This is a genomic window from Spiribacter halobius, assembly GCF_020883455.1.
GTDB lineage: Bacteria > Pseudomonadota > Gammaproteobacteria > Nitrococcales > Nitrococcaceae > Sediminicurvatus > Sediminicurvatus halobius.
In genome coordinates this window covers 1,130,735-1,149,734 of record NZ_CP086615.1, presented here as the reverse complement: position 1 = coordinate 1,149,734, position 19,000 = coordinate 1,130,735, and the positions used below count along the sequence as shown (strand labels likewise).

The following is a 19,000-nucleotide window of genomic DNA, read 5'->3' as shown; positions in this document are numbered from 1 at the left end:
GGTCGATTCCCGTAGGTCGTGCACGGCGCAGCCGTGTGCGACATTCCCGAACGTCCGAGTTTCGGGTTCAAGGTGTAAGGTTTCGGGTGGGCATTCCCTGCCGCACCGCCCGTAGGGGTGCCGTAGGTCGGCAAGCGCACCGCGCTCGCCGACACGCCGGCAGGCGAATCCCCGGCTCAGATCCGGGTCCCGCACCGAATCCTGCGCAGGTCGTGCACACCGCAGCCGTGTACGACGCCGCCGGCCCCGCAAGGCCCAATAAACCCGCGACTTCACAACGGCATCACGGCTCGCAGTCGGGCGGTACGCGGGGCCTTGGCACCACCGCCGCGGACAGGGGTGCCAGCCTGAAACGTCCAACCCGAGACTCGAAAAGTCAGGGGACGCCGCACACGGCTGCGCCGTGCACGACCTACGGGAGCCGGCTGAAGGTTTCGGGCCGGGGCATATCGACGCGGCGGCGGGCACAAGGCCGGGAGAGGCGGTGCGTGGGCCTGTCTCCCGGGACCCTAGGCGAGAGGGATCTCGCCTAGGAGCGTACAGGGATGTATTCACAGCGTGTCCCGGGAGACCGGCCCACGTACCGCCCGCTCGCCCAGCGCAATGCGCCGGCTGCGTCGCGGAACACAGCCGGAACGTCGCACACGGCGTTTCCGTGCACGACCTACGGTGGATTCGCGCCATCACCGCCATTTCAGTGCGCCACCGCGGCAGCGCCGTGCTCATCCACCAGGGCGCCGGTATGGAAGCGCTCCAGGGAGAACGGTGCGTTGATGGGATGGGGCTCGCCGTGGGCCAGGGTGTGGGCGAACACCCAGCCGGATCCGGGCGTGGCCTTGAAGCCGCCGGTGCCCCAGCCGACGTTGAAGAACAGCCCCCGCACCGGCGTGCTGCTCAGGATGGGGCTTGCGTCCGGGCAGGTGTCGACGATGCCGCCCCAGTGCCGGAGCAGGCGCAGGCGGCTGAATATCGGGTAGAGCTCGATCAGCGCCGAGAGGAAATGCTCCAGGGTCTGGAAGCTGCCGCGCTGGCCGTAGCCGTTGTAGCCGTCGATGCCGGCGCCGATGACGAGCTCGCCCTTGTCCGACTGGCTGACGTAGACGTGCACCGCGTTGGACATGACCACCGTATCCAGGATGGGCTTCAGCGGCTCCGAGACCAGCGCCTGCAGGGGATGGCTCTCGATGGGCAGCCGGAAGCCGGCCATCTCCGCGAGCACCCCGGCGTGCCCGGCCACCACCACGCCCACCGTGTCGGCATCGATGGGCCCGCGGCTCGTCTCGACGCCCGTGACCCGACCGTTCTCCCGGCGGATGCCCGTGACCTCGCAGTTCTCGACGATGTCGACCCCGAGGGCATCCGCGGCCCGGGCGAAACCCCAGGCCACGGCATCATGGCGGGCGATCCCGGCTCGCGGCTGCCAGGAGGCGCCCAGCACCGGAAAGCGGCTCTCCGGGGAGGTGTTGATGAAGGGCACCAGGCGTTTCACGCCGTCGGTGTCCAGCACCTCGCCGTCGATGCCGTTCAGCCGGTTGGCGTTCACCCGGCGGCGGATGTCGCGCATGTCCTGCAGGGTGTGGCCGAGGTTGAGCACCCCGCGCTGGCTGAACATGACATTGAAGTTCAGATCCCGGGACAGCCCCTCCCAGAGCTGCAGGGACTTCTCGTAGAGCGCGGCGGAGGCGTCCCAGAGGTAGTTCGAACGGACGATGGTGGTGTTGCGTCCGGTGTTGCCACCGCCAATCCAGCCCTTCTCCAGCACGGCGACATCGGTAATGCCGTGCTCCTTCGCCAGGTAGTAGGCGGTGGCCAGGCCGTGGCCCCCGCCACCGATGACCAGTACCCGATAGCGCCGCCGGGGCTCGGCCTCCCGCCAGGCGGGCTGCCAGTCGCGATGGCCGCGCAGGGCGTGAAGAGCGAGATTGGGCAGGGAATAGCGCTGCATTATTCGGCTCCCCTTTGCGGCAGGGCCACGCCCCAGCGCTGCAGCTGATCGAGAATCTCCGCGGCGGCGGCGTCCGGGTCCCGAGCCTGCACCACGCGACCGCCGCTGCCCCCACCACCGCTGATCGCCCGCAGCCGCTCGGCAGCGCTCACCCCGCGCAGCACCCGCTGGCGGCGAGCGCCCCGGCGGGCGGGCTGCAGGGTCACCGCGGGCGGCTCGGCCGCCGGCACCGGCGGTGCCTCGGTAACGATGCGCCCGCGCCGGGCCCGGGCAAAGGCCACCGGGCGGGGCGCCGGTGCACCCGGATCCACGGCGGCCACCAGCGGCTCCGCCGCCGCCAGGCGCTGCCGCCGGCCGCCGGCGCGGGCCTGGGTGATCCGCCAGCGCCCGCCGTCGGGCTCCAGGCCGGTCACCCCGCCCACTACCGCGGCCTGCAGACCCGCGGCGAGGCGGTAGGGCAGCTCACCACTGGCGAGGCCCTGCTCGCTGGCAGTGCCGGTGAGCACCAGGCCCGGCGCCTGCTCCCGCAGCCAGGCCTGCAGGGGCGGCAGGCAATCCCCCGCGGGGTCGCAGTCCAGGACCGTGAGCTCCACGAGCCCCATGCCCAGGTATTCGCGCAGCGCCGGCTCGAGCGGGTCGCCCGCATGCACGGCGAGCACCGGCGGGGCGCCGGGCAGCGACAGCGCCAGCTCCAGGGCGCGGGCATCGGTGGGGGCGCGGCGCGGGCGCCCGCTCACCGGATGGCGCCCGGCGGCGAGGAGCACAATCACCGGCGCGGTCATGTCGGCGCCTCCAGGCGCCGCAACAGCGCCGCCATGATCGCCTCCACATCCCCCACCACGGCGAGATCGGCCCGCTTCATGATCTCCGAGTGCGGGTCCAGGTTGACCGCCACCACGTGCTCGCAGTCGGCGATGCCCTGCAGATGCTGCGGCGCGCCGGAGATGCCCAGGGCGATGTAGCAGCGCGCCGAGACCAGCGTGCCCGATGCCCCCACCTGCCGGGCGCGGGGCATCAGGCCGGCGTCGCAGACCGGCCGCGAGGCGCCGGCGGCAGCCCCCAGCAGCTCGGCGAGCCGCTGGAAGGCAGCGAAGTCCTGCACCCCGCGGCCGGCGCTGACGATGAAGTCCGCCTCGGCGAGGGGGATCTCATCCGGGTTCACCGGCACCGGGCCCAGATCCTCCACCACCGGCGCAGCCGCCCCGGCCTCCGGCGCCGGCAGCTCGCGGGCCTCATGCAGGCGGCCGGCAGGCGGTTCCGCCGTGCCTGCATCGAGCAGCAGCACCGGCGGGATGGGCGAATGCACGGCCTCGCGCCCCTGCCCCGCCGCTGCCGTCACCGAGCTGTCGTCGAGCCGCCGCACATGAGGCGCCGACGCCCCGCCCCGGCTCGCCGCGTAGCGGCGCCCGAGCTCGGCACCGGCGGCCGGCCGCTCGGTGAACAGCACATGCCGCGGCGCGAGCTGCTCGGCGAGGGCCTCCAGCAGGGGCAGCGGGTCCTGAGGTGCGCGCTCGGGGCGCACCACCCGGTCGGCGCCGAGGGCTGGCCAGCCGGCCCCTCGCCCAAGATCGACCACGGCCACGGCGCCGCCCTCGGCGTCGGCGAGCCGACGGGCCGCCTCCAGCAGCTCCCGGTCGCGTGCGTCCGGGCTGCCGTCGATCTGGTCCGGCACCACCAGGATCCAGTAGGCGGGATCCCGGATAGCCACCGGTCCGCCCGGACCGGTCTCCGGCACCGCGGCACCGCGGGCGTCGGCCCGACCGCGCGCCTCGAGGCGCCGCCGGCCGCCGCGCTCGGCGCGCGGATCCACCCGCCGCCGGGCTCCGGCCGACGCCTCTCCCCGGGCCGGCTCGGCCGCGGCCTGCGCCGCCGCCCGGGTCGCGCCACGGCGGCGCTGCTCGCGCTCCGCCCGCGGGTCGCGGCGCCGGCGGCCATGGGGCTGCGCGCTCATGCCGCCCGCTCCCCGGCCTGATCGAGGGCCTCGGCAAGCAGCTCGGCCACGTCGGTAACCCCCGGCCGCGGCTGCACCACGCCCTCCAGCATCACCGCGCAATGGGGGCAGGCCACCGCCACGGTGTCGGCGGTGGTCTCCCGGGCGTGCTCCATGCGCACGTCGGCAATGCGACGGCGTCCAGGGATATCGGTCACCGCCAGCCCGCCGCCGGAGCCGCAGCAGCTGGAGCGCTCGCGGGACTTGGCCATCTCGGTCACCTCCAGGCCCAGATGCGCGAGCAGCCGACGCGGGGCGTCGAACTCGCCCTGATAGCGGCCGAGGTAGCAGGGGTCGTGGTAGGTGACCGCCTGCCGCGACCCGCCGGCGGGCACCGGCAGGCGGCCCGCGTCCAGCAGCCCCGCGAGGAAGGTCGTGTGATGCTGGACGTCATAGTGACCGCCGAAGGCCGGATACTCGCTGCCGAGGGTGTGCAGGGCATGGGGGTCGGCGGTAACGATGGTGCGGAAGCGGTGCTGCGAGAGCGTGGCGATGTTGCGCCGGGCGAGGTCCTGGAAGGTGGCCTCGTCGCCGAGACGCCGGGCGATGTCACCGCAGTCGAGCTCGGCCTCGCCGAGCACGGCGAAATCCACGCCGGCCGCGCGCAGCAGACGCACCAGAGCGCGCAGGGTGCGCTGGTTGCGCAGCTCGTAGGCGGACTCGCCGAGCCAGAGCAGGATATCCGTCTCGCCCCGCTCCGGCAGCCGCGGGAGGGCGAGGTCCACCGCCCAGTCCAGCCGCCGCGCCGGGTCGTGGCCGCCGATGGTGTCGGTGGCGCGGAGCTGATCCAGCAGGTTCGACGCCGCCTGCGGCTCGGCCCCGGCCTCCAGGGTCTGGAAGCGGCGCAGGTCGAGCACCGCGTCGACGTGCTCGATCATCATCGGGCACTCATCCACGCAGGCCCGGCAGGTGGTGCAGGCCCAGAGGGTGTCCGGGTCGATCATCCCGTCCACGCCGACGAGCCGCTCGTGGCTGCCGGCGGGCGGCCGGTCGGGGTGGCCGCGGCCGGTGTAGCCGGCATCGCCGGCGGCGGTGCCGGCGCGGGCAAGATCCTGTATGAGCTTTTTCGGATTGAGCGGCAGCCCCGCCTCGAAGGCCGGGCAGACCACCTCGCAGCGGCCGCACTCCACGCAGGCGTCGAAGCCGAGCAGGCGGTTCCAGGGGAAGTCCTGCGCGCGGTCGGCCCCCAGCGTCTCGCCCTCCAGGTGCAGTGGCTCGGCGGCCGTGTCGCGGCCGCCACCGAAGCGCTGCGGGCGCGGGTGGGCGGCGAGATAGAGCACGCCCGCCAGGGCATGACGCATCGGCCCTTCGGCCATGCCGCCGATGAGCAGAACGCTGCCCGCCGCGGCGAGGGCGAAGGCGGCGGCCACCAGCACCGGCCCCGCTGCGAGGCCGACGGCGGGCAGCGCGAGCCCGGCATGGCCGAGACCGAAGGCGCCGAGGGCCAGCGGCAGCTGATCGAAGCGGTCATCGGAGAGGCGCGGCGAGCGTCCCCGGCGCCAGCGCCGGCCCGCATCGAGGGCGGCACCACTGGCGGCGAGCAGCCCGGCCGCCACCGCCAGCCCGGCAAGCCACGGGGGGCCGCCCAGGGGGTGCAGCAGCAGCGCCAGCACGGCGCTCGCCACCACCCCGCCCGCGGCACAGACGTGGAGCACGGCGGTGTAGCCGCCGGACTCCGTCCGGTGCCGGGCCCGGTAGGCATTTCGGCTTACCGCGTGGTGGACGTCCACCAGATACCGCCGCGGCACCTGCAGCAGCCCGCGCAGCAGGTTCGCCGCCGCCGGGCGTCCGGCGCGCCAGCGGGCGAGGCGGCCGCGCAGCCGCCACGCAAGGGCGCCCAGACCGAGCAGCAGCGGCAGCAGACCCAGCCAGGCGTTCATCCCGCCGCTCACAGGTCCTTGACGAGGCGCAGGGCGTCGTAGATGGCGCCGTGGATGTTGCGCGGCGAGACGCAGTCGCCCAGCCGATAGAGCAGATAGCCCGTGCCGTCGGCGGCGAAATCCGGCTGCGGCCGTGCGTCGAAGAGGGCGTCCATGTCCACCTGGCCGGCATTGCGGCTGCCGTCCTTGAGCGCGTAGTAGAGTGCCTCGTCGGGCTTCACGCCGTGCTCCACCACGATCTGGTCCACCTCCCGCTCCTCCTCGGCGCCCGTGTACTCGTTGGCGAGCACGGCGATGCGCGAGTCGCCCTCGGCATAGACCTCGTTGAGGAAGACATTGGGGGTGAACACCACGTCCCGCTCCAGCAGGCGGCGGTGATAGACCGGGCGCGTGGTGCCGCCCAGATCCTCACCGATGGCCATGTCCGGAGTGGCGAGCTCCACCAGGCTGCCGCGCTCGGCGAGGAAGTCGGCGCAGGTCACCCCGGGGTAGTCGCCGATGGCATCGAACACCAGCACCCGCTCGCCGGCGGCGACGCGACCGGTGAGGATGTCGTGGGTGGAGACGGTGAGCCCCTCGGCGGCACGCCAGCCGGGATGATGGCCGGTGTCCGGGCGCCCGCCGGTGGCGATGATGACCACCTCCGGATCCTCGCCGAGCACCGTGCCGGCATCCGCTTCCCGGCCGAGCCGCAGGTCCACGCCCAGCCGGGCGAGCTCCAGGCGGTACCAGCGGATGATGCCGCCGAGCTGATCGCGCACCGGGCCCTTGGCGCCGATCTCCACCTGGCCGCCGACGTCCTCCTCGCGCTCGAAGAGCGTCACCCGGTGACCGCGCTCGGCGGCGACCCGTGCGGCCTCGAGCCCTGCCGGGCCGCCCCCTGCCACCACCACGCGGCGCTCGCGCTCGCCGCGGACGATGATGTGCGGCATGGTGGCCTCGCGGGAGGTGGCGGCGTTCTGCACGCAGAGCACGTCGAGCCCGGAATACTGGCGGTCTATGCAGTAGTTGGCGCCGACGCACTGCTTGATGCGGTCTTCCTCGCCTTCCCGCAGCTTGTTGATGAAGTGCGGGTCGGCGATGTGGGCGCGGGTCATGCCCACCAGGTCCACATGCCCCTCGGCCAGGGCCCGTTCGGCTGACATCGGGTCCTTGATGTTCTGGGCGTGCATCACCGGCACATCCACCTCGGAGCGGATCGCCGAGGCGAGGTAGAGGAACGGCGCCGGCGGATAGCTCATGTTGGGGATGCAGTTGACGATGGTGCCGTGGGTGTCCGCGCCCGAGCCGATCACGCTGAGAAAGTCGATCAGCCCGCTGTCGGCGTGGCGGCGGGCGATGTCGATGAGCGCCTCCTGGTCGAGACCGTCGGGATGGAACTCGTCGCCGCAGAGGCGCAGGCCGACGATGAAGTCCTCCCCTACCGCGCCACGCACCGCCTCCAGCACCTCCATGCCGAAGCGCAGCCGGTTCTCCGGGCTGCCGCCGTAGGCGTCGGTGCGCTGGTTGGTGCGCGGCGACCAGAACTGGTCGATGAGGTGCTGGTGGGCTGCGGAGATCTCGATGCCGTCCAGGCCCGCCGCCTTCACCCGAGCCGCCGCGGCGGCATACTCGCGCACCACCTGGCGGATCTCCTCCACCTCCATGGTCTTGCAGGCGGAGCGGTGCAGCGGCTCGCGCACCCCGCTCGCCGAGTAGAGATGCGGCCAGTTCTGGCCGTCCCAGCGGCTACGCCGGCCCATGTGGGTGAGCTGGATCATGACCGCGCCGCCGTGGCCGTGCACGGCGTCGGCGAGCTCGCCCAGCGGCTCGATGATGCGGTCCGAGGCGACATCCAGCGAGCTCCACCACGTGGTGGGGCTGGTGCGGGCCACCGAGGAGGAGCCGCCGATGATGGTGAGCGCAAGCCCGCCCCGGGCCTTCTCGGCGTGGTAGCGGATGAAGCGCTCACCGGGCACGCCGTCCTCGGCATAGACCTCGGAGTGCGCGGTGCTCACGGCACGGTTGCGCAGGGTCAGGCCCTTGAGGCGGAACGGGCTCAGGAGATGCTCGTACTGGGCCATGGCAGTTACCCTCTCGGTCGGGCCTCGAGCTCGCAGAATCCGCCGCCGGCCGCGGCGCAGTGCCGCTCCACGGCCTCCGGCAGCCAACCATGCCCCCCGGCGCTCGCCAGCCAGGCCATGGCGCCCTCCAGCCAGGAGACGAAGAAGCCGCAGGCCGGCGCCGTGGCCCGGCCGTCAGCGACGAAGGCGGAATGGTGGACGTGCACCCGGGCGACGCCGTGACGGCCATCCAGGGCCTGCACCTCGAAGCGGCCCCAGCCGCGCCGGGAAAGGCTCGCGAAGTAGGCACGCACCACGGTCGGTCCGTCCTCGCCGGTGCGCTCCGCCTCCTTGCGGCACCACTCCGCGGCAGAGCGGCGACCGGCCTCGCGCAGGGATTCCTCCCCCGGCCCGCCGGCGAGCTCGCGCCAGATGTTCACGATGAAATGGCGCGGCAGCAGGATCATGGGCAGGCCGTTGGAGAGCCAGGCCCCGGTGGCCTCGTCCACCTCGATGGGGATCTCCGGCGCGCTCATGCCTGCCACACCTCCCCGAGGAAGCGCAGCCAGTTCTCGCCCAGCACGCCGCGCACCCGCTCCTCGGGCCAGCCGCGCCGCAGCATGGCCTCGGTGAGATTCGGAAAATCGCCGATGCGTCGCATGCCCTCGGGATTCACGATCTCGCCGAACTCCGTGAGCTTGCGGCCGATGCCCTTGTCGTGGGTGATCCAGTGGAAGAAGGCCTCGTCGTGCCCCTGGGTGAAGTCCGTGCCGATGCCCACCTGGGCGGTGCCGGCATGGTTCATGACGTACTCGATGGCCTCGACGTAGTCGTCCACTACGGCGTTGGAGCCCTTGGCGAGAAAGGGCGGGAACATGGTGACGCCGACAAAGCCGCCGCGGTCGGCGATGAAGCGCAGCTCCTCGTCGGACTTGTTGCGCGGATGGGCCTTGAGCCCCGCCGGCAGGCAGTGGGTGTAGGCCACCGGCGCCCGTGACGCCTCGATGACGTCGCGGCTGGTCCGCGGGCCAACGTGGGAGAGGTCGCAGAGGATGCCGAGGCGGTTCATCTCCGCCACCAGGTCGTGGCCGAAGTCGGAAAGCCCGGAGTCGGATGACTCGTAGCAGCCGCTGCCGGCGTAGTTCTGGGTGTTGTAGGTGATCTGGATCACCCGCACGCCGAGCCGCTGGAACAGGGGCAGGAAGTCGAGCCGGTCCTCGATGCCGGAGCTGTTCTGCCAACCGAGGATGATGCCCGTCCGGCCCTCCTCCTTCGCTGCACGGACGTCCGCGGTGCCGTGCACCGGGCGGATGAGGTCCGCGTGCTCGCGGAAGGCCTGCTCCCACCACGCCAGGTTTTCCAGTGTGCCGTGAATGCCCTCCCAGACACTGCAGGTGCAGTTGGCCGCGGTGAGGCCGCCGCGACGCATGTCCTCGAACACCTCGCGGCCGAAGCGGGCGATGATCAGGCCATCGATGACGACGGCGTCGCGGTGCAGCTGGGCGCTCTCCATTCCGGCTTCCTCCCCGCGGGCCGCGGTCTGCTGTTGAACCCAACGGTAGAGCAGCCCGCCCCCACAACTGGCTCCCTCGCGACCGCGACTTTGGCCACAGCGACACGCGCGCGGGCGCTGGCGCGCAGGCGCAAGTGACTGTCGTTGCAGGGGGGCTGGCGGTGCCGCGGCCGGTCTAGTGTCTGGCCATCGCGCCGCCACCGGGCGGGCGGTTGGTAGCCAAGTCGTCGTGGAGGGGAAAGCCCATGTCCCAGGTCATCGAGAGCTTGCAGCACACCCATGAGGCGCCGGAGATCCTGCTCTACCCGCGGATCCGCAAGTCGCCCTTCTTCTACTGCTCACGCCGCCACGGGGTGCGCAAGTACAGCGTGTACAACCATCACTACCATCCCCGTGTGTACACCGATCCGGTGGACGAGTACTGGGCCCTGGTGCAGGGCGTCACCCTCTGGGACGTGGGCGTGGAGCGCCAGATCGAGATCAGCGGACCGGACGCGCTCGCGTTCACCCAGCAGCTCGTGCCGCGCAACATGAACAAGTGCAAGGTCGGGCAGTGCAAGTACGTGTTCGTGACCGCCGAGGACGGCGGCATCATCAACGACCCGGTGCTGCTGCGCCTGCGTGAGGACTGCTTCTGGCTCTCCCTCGCCGACAGCGACGTGCTGCTCTGGTGCAAGGGCATTGCGCTCAACAGCGGCATGGACGTCACCATTCAGGAAGTGGACGTCGCCCCGGTGCAGGTGCAGGGGCCGAAGGCGAAGCCGGTGATGATCGACCTCTTCGGCGAGGAGGTCCTGCAGATCCCCTACTACCACCTGATGGAGACCACCCTCGACGGTATCCCGGTGGTCATCTCGCGCACCGGCTACACCGGCGAGATCGGCTACGAGATTTACGTCCGCGACGCCACGGTCAACGCCGAGCACGTTTGGAACCGGGTGTTCGAGGCCGGCCGGCCGCAGGGCATGCAGGTGATCGGACCCTGCCACATGCGCCGCATCGAAGGGGCCATTCTCGCCTTCGGCTGCGACATCTGGTACGACACCAACCCCTTCGAGGTGGGCATGGGCTACGACTGGATGGTCGACCTGCGCCACAGCGAGGACTTCATCGGCCGCGCCGCGCTGGAGAAGGTCAAGGCGGAGGGGCCGAAGCGCAAGCTGGTGGGCGTGGAGATCGACGGCCCGAGTGTCGGCTGCTTCACCGACGGCTCCATGATTGACGTCTTCCCGGTGCACAGCACCCGCGAGGAGCGCATCGGCCAGGTCACTTCCGCCTGCCGCTCGCCGCGACTGGACAAGAACATCGGCTACGCCATGGTGCCGATCGACTACACCGAGCTCGGCACCGAGCTGCTGATCGACACCCAGTCCGGTCGCCAGCACGCCGTGGTGGTGCCAAAGCCCTTCATGGACCCCTCCAAGGACATCCCCAAGGGCTGAGGCAGGGAGGCACCGATGAGCGCAGTCGCTCCCATGACGCAGAGTCTGGACGCGGGGTATGCGGCGCTCGCCGCGCCCCGCTGGGAGCTCATTCCCATCCGCGGGATGCTCGAGCAGGCGGGGCTGCTGCCCCGCGGCTCGGCCATCACGGTGACCTGCTCGCCGAAGCACGGCATCGAGCGGACGCTGGAGAGCGCGGAGCTGCTGGCGGGCATGGGCCACCTGGTGGTGCCCCATCTCGCCGCCCGTCTGGTGCAGGACCGCCATCACCTGCAGGCCATCCTGGAGCGCCTGCAGGCGGCCGGGATGGACGAGGTGTTCGTGATCGGCGGCGATGCGCCGCGCCCGGTGGGCGAGTTCGCCGGGGGGCACGAGCTGCTCCAGGCCATGGCAGAGCTGGAGCCACGGCCGGCCCGGGTGGGCATCCCGGCCTATCCGGAGGGGCATGCGCTGATCGACGCCGCGACCCTGGAGCAGGCCATGCAGGCCAAGGCGGCCTTCGCCAGCTACCTGGTCACCCAGATCTGCTTCGACCCGGACCAGATCATCGAGTGGCTGCGGGACATGGCCGGGCGCGGCCCCGGGCTACCCGTGCACGTGGGCCTGCCGGGGGTCATGGAGCCGCGCAGGCTGCTGGGGCTGGCGATGCGCATCGGCATCGGCAATTCGGCGAAGGTGCTCCGGCGCAGCAACGGGCTGTTCGGGCACCTGCTGGGCGGGGAGTACACGCCGGACGATCTGGTCTGGCGGCTGGCGCCGCTGTTCGAGGACCCGACCGTGCGCCTGGTCAACTTCCACCTCAACACCTTCAACCAGATCGAGCCCCTCCAGCGCTGGCGGCACCGCATGCTGGAGGCCATGGCCCCCTACTGCCAGCCGGCCGAACCCGACGAGGAAGGCGGCTTCAGCACCGACTACGGCCAGCCGGACCTGGCCTGAGGCGGGGGAGCCCCCGCTGAGGCCTCAAATTACTGATTCCACGGCCGTCTTAAACACAACGACACAACGGGCACAACGAATCACAACGGACAGAAATTCTCTTCTCTTACGTTGTGTTACGTGGTGCCCGTTGTGTCGTTGTGTTTTATCCCCCCGGCGGAGAGATACGCGGCGTTTGACCGGCGCAGCCTCCTAGGCTCCCACCTCCTCCAGGCTCTTTTCGAGGATGGACAGGCCCTCTTCCAGGACCTCGTCCTCGATGGTCACCGGCATCAGGAAGCGCAGGCTGTTGCCGTACATGCCGCAGCTGAGCAGGATCAGACCGTTCTCCTTGGCCTTTTTGGTGACCGCGGCGGCAAGGTCCGGCCGCGGCGTGTGGCTGTCCTTGCTCTCCACCAGCTCGAAGGCGGCCATGGGACCAAGGTTACGGGCGTTGTCTACGTGCGCGAAGCGCGCCTGCCACTGGCTGAAGCGCTCGTGGAGCTTCTCGCCCAGACGCTGGCTCTTGCCGAGGATGTCCTCTTCCTCGAACACGTCGAACACGGCCAGCGCCGCGGCGCAGGCACTCGGGCTGCCGGCGTAGGTGCCACCCAGGGAGTTCGGCCCCGAGGCGTCCATGACGCGGTCGGTGCCGACCACCGCGGAGATGGGCATGCCGTCGGCCATGCTCTTGGCCATGGTCATCATGTCCGGCTCGACGCCACTGTGCTCGATGGCGAACATCCGGCCGGTTCGGCCAAAGCCGCTCTGCACCTCGTCAGCCACCATGAGGATGTCGTTCTCGTCGCAGATCCGGCGGATCTCTTTCAGGAAGCTCGCCGGCGCCGCGTAAAAGCCCCCCTCGCCGAGAACCGGCTCGATGACGATCGCCGCCGTGTTACGCGCCGGGGAGTCGGCCTTCATGGTCATGTGCAGACCACGCAGCGCCTCGTCCTCCGACACCCCGTGATAGGGCACCGGATAGGGCGCGCGGTAGACGGTGCCCGGCATGGGTCCGAAGTCGGTCTGGTAGGGCGCGGCCTTGCCGTTCATGGCCATGGTGTAGAACGTACGCCCGTGATAGCCACCGTCGAAGCAGATGACGTTGGTCTTGCCGGTGGCGGCGCGGGCGATCTTCATGGCGTTCTCCAGCGCCTCGGCGCCCGAGTTCGCCAGCATCACCTTGGCATGGCCGCGCACCGGCACGACGCCGCTGAGCTTTTCCGCCAGCTTCACGTAGCCCTCGTAGGGCATCACCGTCTGACAGGTGTGCATCAGCCGGTCCATCTGCGCCTTGACCGCTTCCACGACCTTCGGATGCCGGTGCCCGAGATTCAGCACACCGATACCACCCGCAAAATCGATCATGCGTTTGCCGTTGGCGTCCCACACCTCCGCGTTGAAGGCGTGGTCGGCGAACTGGTCGTTCGGGCTGGCGGCGCCCGCCGCCACGTAACGCTCCTTGAGCGCCTGCAGTTCCTCGTTGCTGAGCTTGCCCGCTCGCTTGGAGCCGGCACCCGCGTGCCCGCCGTGTTCCGCCGGCATGCCGGCGGGGGCATGAAAATCGGTGTTGGTCGCAGTCATATCGGGCCCTCCCGACCACATTCATGGGTATGCATTGGGGACTGCCGCAGCCATTCAGGGTTCAGTCTGCGTCCGGGCGCGGGTGGTCACTACTGCGCCGGGCACGACACGCGCCAGCCCTCACTGTTCGCTCCACCCCTAGCTTAACAGGTGTGGCGGTGCGACTTCGGCAGGCGCATATGCCTGCGACGGGTGTACATCGTTCGCACCGCCGCAGCTCCGTGGCTACCAGCGCTCGCCGAAGGGGCGCGCCTCCACCTCGAAGGACCAGGCCGAGCGGGGCTGCCGGGTCAGCCACCAGGCGGTGGCCGCGATGTCGTCGGGATTGAGGAAGAATTCGTCCGGCTTGTCGGGCATCCGCTCGCGGGTCCGGGGCAGGTCCACCACGCCGTCCACGATGATCAGCGAGACGTGGATGCCATCGGGCCACAGGCGCTTTGCCAGGGATTCCGCCAGGCTGCGCTGGGCTGCCTTGGCGCTGGCGAAGGCGGCAGTCTTCGCGCCGCCGCGACGGGAAGCGGTGGCCCCGGTGACAACGATGCTGCCGCCGCCGGCGGCGCGCATCCCCGGCGCCACCGCCCGCGCCGCGGCGAGCAGGCCGAGGGCGTTGACCCGCCAGGACTGCTCGAAGCCCTCCAGATCGATCTCCTGGAAATCCCCCCAGATCCCGCCGCCGGCGTTGTGCAACAGCACTGTCGGTGTACCCAGCTCATCCGCGATGCGGGCGCAGGTGCCGGCGACGGCCTCGGGATCGGCAAGATCGCAGGTGTAGGCCCGGGCGTCAGCCCCCAGTTCGGCGGCCAGCCCCTCGGAGAACTCGCGGCTCCGGGCCACCAGCGCGACGGCATAGCCTTCCGTGGCGAAGCGCCGGGCGAAGGCGGCGCCGTTGCCTGGCCCTACGCCGTTCACGATGCACACGGGTTTCATCGGCCACCTCCTCCAACAAGCTGCAGGGCATGCAAAATCATGCGGTATTGACACCCCGGCCGCCAGGTTTAGAGCCGGGAGACGCCAAGCTGCTCGGGCCGCCGAGGCAGGGCCGGGTATGGTGTCTTCTTCCGGAACACGCCGTGAACCCGTCCCTGGGGGCTCGAATGCGACATCCCTGTCGCATACGGTTCCGGAAGAAGACACCACACCCGGCCCGTCAGCCGCCCGGGCTTGTCGCGCGCATCGATGAGCCAAGGCGGCCGGAAGGCAGAGGAGGCGGCAGTGCCTCCCGGGACCGTATGCGGCATGGATGCCGCATCCGAGCCCCCAGGGATGGGTTCACGGCGTGTCCCGGGAGGCGCTGCCGCCTCCTCTGCCCTGCCCCGGCGCGTGAAGCTCGCAAGGATTGGAGACCCCGCAATGGGTGCACCCGGCACAGGCATGCGCCTGTGCTTACCCAGCAACGGGCGGCAAAAGGGCTAGCGCTGCTCAGCGCTCCGCGCGCTGCCAGACACGGATCTCCTCGAGCCATTCCGGGCGGCGGGCGGTGACCAGGGGGGGCGGCGTGCCGGGGGGCAGGAGCAGGTCCACGCTCACCCGGTCATCCAGGTAGTGCAGCAGGCAGCGCACGTCCTGCGGCAGCCCGTCCGGGAACAGCTCGGCGAACAGGGCATCGCGCAGGGGCGGCTGCGGGCCCCGAGCGCGGCGGCGGCCGGTACGGTCCGCAACCGGGTCGATATGGAAGGTGACCTCGTCCACTGGACCGAAGCCGCGCCGAAGACGCCGCGAAACCTCATGGCCGATGCGATGCCCCTCGGAAACGCTGATCTCCGGCGCCACCTCCACATGCAGATCCACCAGCCGCCGCCCCGCCATCTGCCGGGCCCGCAGGTCATGCACGCCGCGCACCTCCGGCACCTGCTCGGCGGCGCCGCGCATCGCCTCGCGCTCGACCTCTGGTGGCGCGGTGTCCACGAGCTCCGCCACGGCCCGGGCACCGAGCCGCAGCGCCATGAGCGCGATCATTCCGCCGAGCAGCAGCGCCGCTACGGCGTCCAGCCAGGGCAGGCCGAGCCCCACGCCGCCCAGGCCGGCGAGGACGATGACCGAGGAGATGGCGTCACTGCGGTGGTGCCACGCGTTGGCCACCAGCAGGTCGGAGCGGAGGCGCTGCGCAGCACGCTGCGTGTACTGGTAGAGCGCCTCCTTGGCGAGGACGGATACCACTGCCACCGGCAGTGCCAGGGCGAGCAGCACCGGCGGCCCGGTGACCTGCAGCCGGCCGATGGCCTCCCAGGCGATGGCGCCCGCCACCAGCACCAGCAGCCCCGCCACCAGCAACGTGCCGAAGGTCTCGATGCGCTCATGCCCGTAAGGGTGCGAGGCGTCGGGCGCCTGGCGGCCGTAGCGGGTGGCCAGCAGCACCACGACATCGGAGAGCAGGTCCGAGAGCGAGTGCAGGCCGTCGGCCACCAGCGCCTGGGACTGGGCAAGCAGCCCCGCGCCGATCTTCACCAGGCTGAGCACCAGGTTCACCAGCGCACCCAGCAGCGTCACGCGGTGGGCGCTGCGTACATGCTCGGCGGTCGGTGCTGGAGCGTGGGTGCTGGCCATGGACGCCCTCCGTGGTGGGGATGGGGAGTCTACCAGCCCGCATTTGTCACCGATTCGCGAGGCGAGGGCGTGGAGATGGTGGGCAGGAGGCGGGAAGCGCGAACCCTTCCCGCCGGGACGGTCGGGGCTAATGCGGATGGCCGGCGCTTTGCGCGGCGCGGTATCGTCGCGGTTCCGGCCCGCCACGGAGAACCACGGCATGAGCAGCGAGCGCATCGACTTCCCCGGCCGCGACGGCCAGCGACTGGCCGCCCGGCTTGACCGCCCGGCGGGTCCCGCCCGCGCCTTTGCCCTGTTCGCCCACTGCTTCACCTGCGGGAAAGACAGCAAGGGCGCGAGCCACATCGCCCGGGCACTGGCGGCGCGGGGCATCGCAACCCTGCGCTTCGACTTCACCGGGCTCGGCGGCAGCGAGGGCGAGTTCGGCAACAGTGGCTTCAGCGCCAATGTCGAGGACCTGATCGCCGCCGCTGACTGGCTGCGCGCAGAGCACGCCGCACCCGCGATCATGGTGGGCCACAGCCTGGGCGGCGCGGCGGTGCTCGCTGCCGCTGGCGACGTGCCGGAATGCCGCGCCGTCGCCACCATCGGCGCACCGGCGGAGACCGAGCACACCCTGCGCCACCTGGGCGAGGCCATCGAGACCATCGAGGCGGAGGGCGAGGCGACGGTCAATCTGGGCGGGCGCCCGTTCCGGGTGCAGCGCCGCTTCCTGGAGGATTTCCGCGACCAGCGCCTGGAGGCGCTTATAGCGGACTTGCGCCGCCCGCTGCTGGTTCTGCATGCCCCCACCGACCGGATCGTCGGGGTGGACCATGCCCGACGTATCTTCGAGGCGGCGAAGCACCCGAAGAGCTATGTCTCCCTGGACGATGCCGACCATCTGCTCACCCGCAGCGCGGACGCGGACTACGCCGCCGGCGTGATCGCCGCCTGGGCGGCCCGCTACCTGCCGGAGCCGGAGGCGGCCGAGGACACCGCCGGGGAGGAAGGTGAAGTCGTGGTCAGCGAGACCGGGGAAGGCGACTTCCAGCAGCGCGTGCTCGCCGCCGGTCACAGCCTGATCGCCGACGAGCCCCGCCAGGTCGGGGGTCTCGGCTCCGGCCCCGGGCCCTACGATCTGCTGCTGGCTGCGCTAGGGACCTGCACCGCCATGACCCTGCGCATGTACGCCCGCCACAAGCAGCTACCACTGGAGCATGTGACCGTGCGCCTTGCCCATGACCGCATTCACGCCCGCGACTGCGAGGACTGCGAGACCCGCGAGGGGCAGGTGGACCGCATTACGCGCCAGATCGAGCTGCGGGGCGAGCTCACCGCCCCGCAGCGCGAGCGGTTGCTGCAGATCGCCGATCGCTGCCCGGTGCACCGCACGCTGCACTCGGAGATCCGGGTGCTCACCGAGCTTGCCGAAGGGAGACACGAATGAGCCGACGCCGCCAGCGTCCGTTCCGTCACGACTACCTCGACTTCGACACCCTCACCCGGCAACTCCGCCGCTGGGCCGAGGCCCACCCGGAGCACGTCGGCCTGCAGAGCCTCGGCGAGAGCCCCGAGGGCCGGCCCCTGTGGCTGCTTACCGTCGGCCCGGCGGACGGGACGCCGCGGCCGGCGGTGTGGGTGGACGGCAACATGCATGCGGGTGAGGTCTCCGGCTCCAGCGTGGCGCTCACCGTCGCCGAGGCCGCCATCGCCCTGCACACGGGCGGCGCCGGCCTGCCGGACCTGCCGGCGCCGGTAATCGAGGCCGCGCGGGGAGTGACCTTCCACATCCTGCCCCGGCTCTCGCCGGACGGCGCCGAGACCGTCCTGCAGACCGGGCGCTACGTGCGCTCCGTCCCGCGGGATCATCGCCGTCACGCCAGCCGCCCGCGCTGGCTCGCGCGCGACATCGACGGTGACGGTATGGCGCTGTCCATGCGCATCGAGGATCCGGCAGGGGACTACGTGGAGTCGAGTGCGGTGCCGGGGCTCATGCGCCTGCGCGAGGTGGACGACGCGGGGCCCTTCTACCGACTCTACCCCGAGGGCGTGATCGAGCCCTTCGACGGCCACACCCTGCCCGCCCCGGACTTTCTCGGCGACAACCACCCCGATCTCAACCGCAACTTCCCCTGGCAGTGGGCCCCCGAGGAGCGGCAGAGCGGCGCGGGCCCGTATCCGCTGAGCGAGCCGGAATCCCGCGCCGTGGCGGCCTTTGCCGAGGAACACCCGGAGATCTTTGCCTGGCTCAACCTGCACACCTTCGGCGGCGTGTTCATCCGCCCGCCCGGGGATCAGCCGGACACGGCGATGGACCGCGGCGACCTCGCCGTCTACCGCCAGCTCGAGCAATGGGCCGAGCAGCTCACCGGCTACCCCACCGTGAGCGGCCACGAGGAGTTCACCTACGAGCCGGGCAAGCCGCTCTGCGGCGATCTGACCGACTACGCCTACCATCAGCGCGGCTGCCTGGCAGTGGTCTGCGAGCTCTGGGATCTGTTCCGTCAGCTCGGCATCGAGCGCCGGCGGCCGTTCGTCGACCACTACACCCATCTGGAGACCGCCGACATCGAGGCGCTGGGACGCTGGGACCGCCGCCACAACCGCCGCCGCATCCTGCAGCCCTGGCGCCCGGCGCGCCACCCGCAGCTTGGCGCCGTGGAGGTGGGCGGCTGGGATCCGCGGGTGGGCGTGAGCAACCCGCCCTACGAGCGCCTGCCGACGCTATGCGATGCCGTGGCCGGCCTCTGGGTGAGAATCGCCGCCCTGGCGCCCCGGCTGGTCCTGGACGAGCCGGTGGTGACGCCCCTCGGGCAGGGGGTGAGCCGCGTGACGGTGATGCTGCGCAACGAGGGCTATCTCTCCACCGCCGGCCTGCCCTCGGCCCGCCGGCTGCGCTGGAATCACCCGCCTGAGGCGAGCCTGAGCGGCGAGTCCGCCGGCGCCGTGCCCCCGGGCGAGACCACCCGGCGCCTGCCCCACCTGCCGGGCTGGGGCCGTGGACGCTTCGCCCCCACCAGCAGCCTGTTCCAGCCCTTCAGCCCGGGCAACCGCCACGAGCAGGAGATCAGCTGGGTCGTCGAGGGCACCGGCCCGCTCACCATCCGCGTCGAATCCCCCCGCGCCGGTCGCGTGGAGCGGGACGTCACGCTTGGCTAGA

Annotated in this window: 14 protein-coding genes; 4 read left to right on the top strand and 10 right to left on the bottom strand. The window is 71.3% G+C overall.

What is annotated here, in order from left to right; genetic code table 11:
* Positions 1 to 694: 694 nt before the first annotated feature.
* The 7 genes from LMH63_RS05265 to LMH63_RS05235 are packed head-to-tail and all read right to left on the bottom strand — an operon-like array spanning position 695 to position 9,370.
* Positions 695 to 1,945, bottom strand: coding sequence for a sarcosine oxidase subunit beta family protein (locus LMH63_RS05265; RefSeq protein WP_109676756.1), 1,251 nt, complete (start codon positions 1,943 to 1,945; stop codon positions 695 to 697).
* A complete protein-coding gene (locus LMH63_RS05260; protein WP_109676758.1) occupies positions 1,945 to 2,727 on the bottom strand; it encodes an adenine nucleotide alpha hydrolase family protein in 783 nt (260 codons plus the stop codon). The genes LMH63_RS05265 and LMH63_RS05260 overlap by 1 nt, the downstream gene beginning before the upstream one ends.
* A complete protein-coding gene (locus tag LMH63_RS05255; RefSeq protein WP_109676760.1) occupies positions 2,724 to 3,896 on the bottom strand; it encodes an electron transfer flavoprotein subunit alpha/FixB family protein in 1,173 nt (390 codons plus the stop codon). The genes LMH63_RS05260 and LMH63_RS05255 overlap by 4 nt, the downstream gene beginning before the upstream one ends.
* Complete coding sequence (locus tag LMH63_RS05250) at positions 3,893 to 5,815, bottom strand: DUF3483 domain-containing protein (protein WP_109676762.1); 1,923 nt, start codon at positions 5,813 to 5,815, stop codon at positions 3,893 to 3,895. Before LMH63_RS05250 ends, LMH63_RS05255 begins: the two co-directional genes overlap by 4 nt.
* Before the next feature lie 8 nt (positions 5,816 to 5,823).
* Positions 5,824 to 7,878, bottom strand: coding sequence for an oxidoreductase (locus tag LMH63_RS05245; protein WP_109676764.1), 2,055 nt, complete (start codon positions 7,876 to 7,878; stop codon positions 5,824 to 5,826).
* Positions 7,879 to 7,883: 5 nt separating this feature from the next.
* Positions 7,884 to 8,393, bottom strand: coding sequence for a DUF5943 domain-containing protein (locus LMH63_RS05240; RefSeq protein WP_109676766.1), 510 nt, complete (start codon positions 8,391 to 8,393; stop codon positions 7,884 to 7,886).
* Positions 8,390 to 9,370 carry a dipeptidase gene (locus tag LMH63_RS05235; protein ID WP_109676768.1) on the bottom strand — a complete coding sequence of 327 codons (981 nt, stop codon included), beginning with the start codon at positions 9,368 to 9,370 and terminating at the stop codon, positions 8,390 to 8,392. Before LMH63_RS05235 ends, LMH63_RS05240 begins: the two co-directional genes overlap by 4 nt.
* 245 nt (positions 9,371 to 9,615) lie before the next feature.
* On the opposite strand from LMH63_RS05235, the gene LMH63_RS05230 reads away from it, so the two are divergent.
* Entirely contained in the window at positions 9,616 to 10,812 is a 1,197-nt protein-coding gene (locus tag LMH63_RS05230; RefSeq protein WP_109676769.1) for a glycine cleavage T C-terminal barrel domain-containing protein, read from the top strand.
* A 15-nt stretch (positions 10,813 to 10,827) separates the two neighbouring features.
* On the top strand, positions 10,828 to 11,751 hold the full coding sequence (locus tag LMH63_RS05225) for a methylenetetrahydrofolate reductase (protein WP_109676771.1): 924 nt from the start codon (positions 10,828 to 10,830) through the stop codon (positions 11,749 to 11,751).
* Between the two features lie 192 nt (positions 11,752 to 11,943).
* Here LMH63_RS05225 and gabT read toward each other — a convergent pair whose 3' ends face one another.
* The 3 genes from gabT to LMH63_RS05210 form a co-directional block, all read right to left on the bottom strand.
* Positions 11,944 to 13,314: a 4-aminobutyrate--2-oxoglutarate transaminase gene (gene gabT / locus LMH63_RS05220; RefSeq protein WP_199225599.1), complete on the bottom strand. Its 1,371-nt coding sequence runs from the start codon at positions 13,312 to 13,314 to the stop codon at positions 11,944 to 11,946.
* Positions 13,315 to 13,539: 225 nt separating this feature from the next.
* Entirely contained in the window at positions 13,540 to 14,241 is a 702-nt protein-coding gene (locus tag LMH63_RS05215) for an SDR family NAD(P)-dependent oxidoreductase (RefSeq protein ID WP_109676773.1), read from the bottom strand.
* Between the two features lie 492 nt (positions 14,242 to 14,733).
* Positions 14,734 to 15,858, bottom strand: a complete 1,125-nt coding sequence (locus tag LMH63_RS05210; protein WP_109676775.1) for a cation diffusion facilitator family transporter — start codon at positions 15,856 to 15,858, stop codon at positions 14,734 to 14,736.
* A gap of 199 nt (positions 15,859 to 16,057) precedes the next feature.
* Here LMH63_RS05210 and LMH63_RS05205 point away from each other — a divergent pair, with 199 nt between their 5' ends.
* Positions 16,058 to 17,287: a bifunctional alpha/beta hydrolase/OsmC family protein gene (locus LMH63_RS05205; RefSeq protein ID WP_109676777.1), complete on the top strand. Its 1,230-nt coding sequence runs from the start codon at positions 16,058 to 16,060 to the stop codon at positions 17,285 to 17,287.
* Complete coding sequence (locus LMH63_RS05200) at positions 17,284 to 18,999, top strand: M14 family metallopeptidase (RefSeq protein ID WP_109676779.1); 1,716 nt, start codon at positions 17,284 to 17,286, stop codon at positions 18,997 to 18,999. The genes LMH63_RS05205 and LMH63_RS05200 overlap by 4 nt, the downstream gene beginning before the upstream one ends.
* Position 19,000: the final 1 nt, after the last annotated feature.

What these genes read in the sequence shown, in the direction of transcription:
- LMH63_RS05210 (WP_109676775.1), bottom strand. Translation starts at nt 15,858, where the DNA reads ATGGCCAGCACCCACGCTCCAGCACCGACCGCCGAGCATGTACGCAGC.
- LMH63_RS05225 (WP_109676771.1), top strand. Translation starts at nt 10,828, where the DNA reads ATGAGCGCAGTCGCTCCCATGACGCAGAGTCTGGACGCGGGGTATGCG.
- LMH63_RS05245 (WP_109676764.1), bottom strand. Translation starts at nt 7,878, where the DNA reads ATGGCCCAGTACGAGCATCTCCTGAGCCCGTTCCGCCTCAAGGGCCTG.
- gabT (WP_199225599.1), bottom strand. Translation starts at nt 13,314, where the DNA reads ATGACTGCGACCAACACCGATTTTCATGCCCCCGCCGGCATGCCGGCG.
- LMH63_RS05215 (WP_109676773.1), bottom strand. Translation starts at nt 14,241, where the DNA reads ATGAAACCCGTGTGCATCGTGAACGGCGTAGGGCCAGGCAACGGCGCC.
- LMH63_RS05260 (WP_109676758.1), bottom strand. Translation starts at nt 2,727, where the DNA reads ATGACCGCGCCGGTGATTGTGCTCCTCGCCGCCGGGCGCCATCCGGTG.
- LMH63_RS05240 (WP_109676766.1), bottom strand. Translation starts at nt 8,393, where the DNA reads ATGAGCGCGCCGGAGATCCCCATCGAGGTGGACGAGGCCACCGGGGCC.
- LMH63_RS05250 (WP_109676762.1), bottom strand. Translation starts at nt 5,815, where the DNA reads ATGAACGCCTGGCTGGGTCTGCTGCCGCTGCTGCTCGGTCTGGGCGCC.
- LMH63_RS05235 (WP_109676768.1), bottom strand. Translation starts at nt 9,370, where the DNA reads ATGGAGAGCGCCCAGCTGCACCGCGACGCCGTCGTCATCGATGGCCTG.
- LMH63_RS05205 (WP_109676777.1), top strand. Translation starts at nt 16,058, where the DNA reads ATGAGCAGCGAGCGCATCGACTTCCCCGGCCGCGACGGCCAGCGACTG.
- LMH63_RS05265 (WP_109676756.1), bottom strand. Translation starts at nt 1,945, where the DNA reads ATGCAGCGCTATTCCCTGCCCAATCTCGCTCTTCACGCCCTGCGCGGC.
- LMH63_RS05230 (WP_109676769.1), top strand. Translation starts at nt 9,616, where the DNA reads ATGTCCCAGGTCATCGAGAGCTTGCAGCACACCCATGAGGCGCCGGAG.
- LMH63_RS05255 (WP_109676760.1), bottom strand. Translation starts at nt 3,896, where the DNA reads ATGAGCGCGCAGCCCCATGGCCGCCGGCGCCGCGACCCGCGGGCGGAG.
- LMH63_RS05200 (WP_109676779.1), top strand. Translation starts at nt 17,284, where the DNA reads ATGAGCCGACGCCGCCAGCGTCCGTTCCGTCACGACTACCTCGACTTC.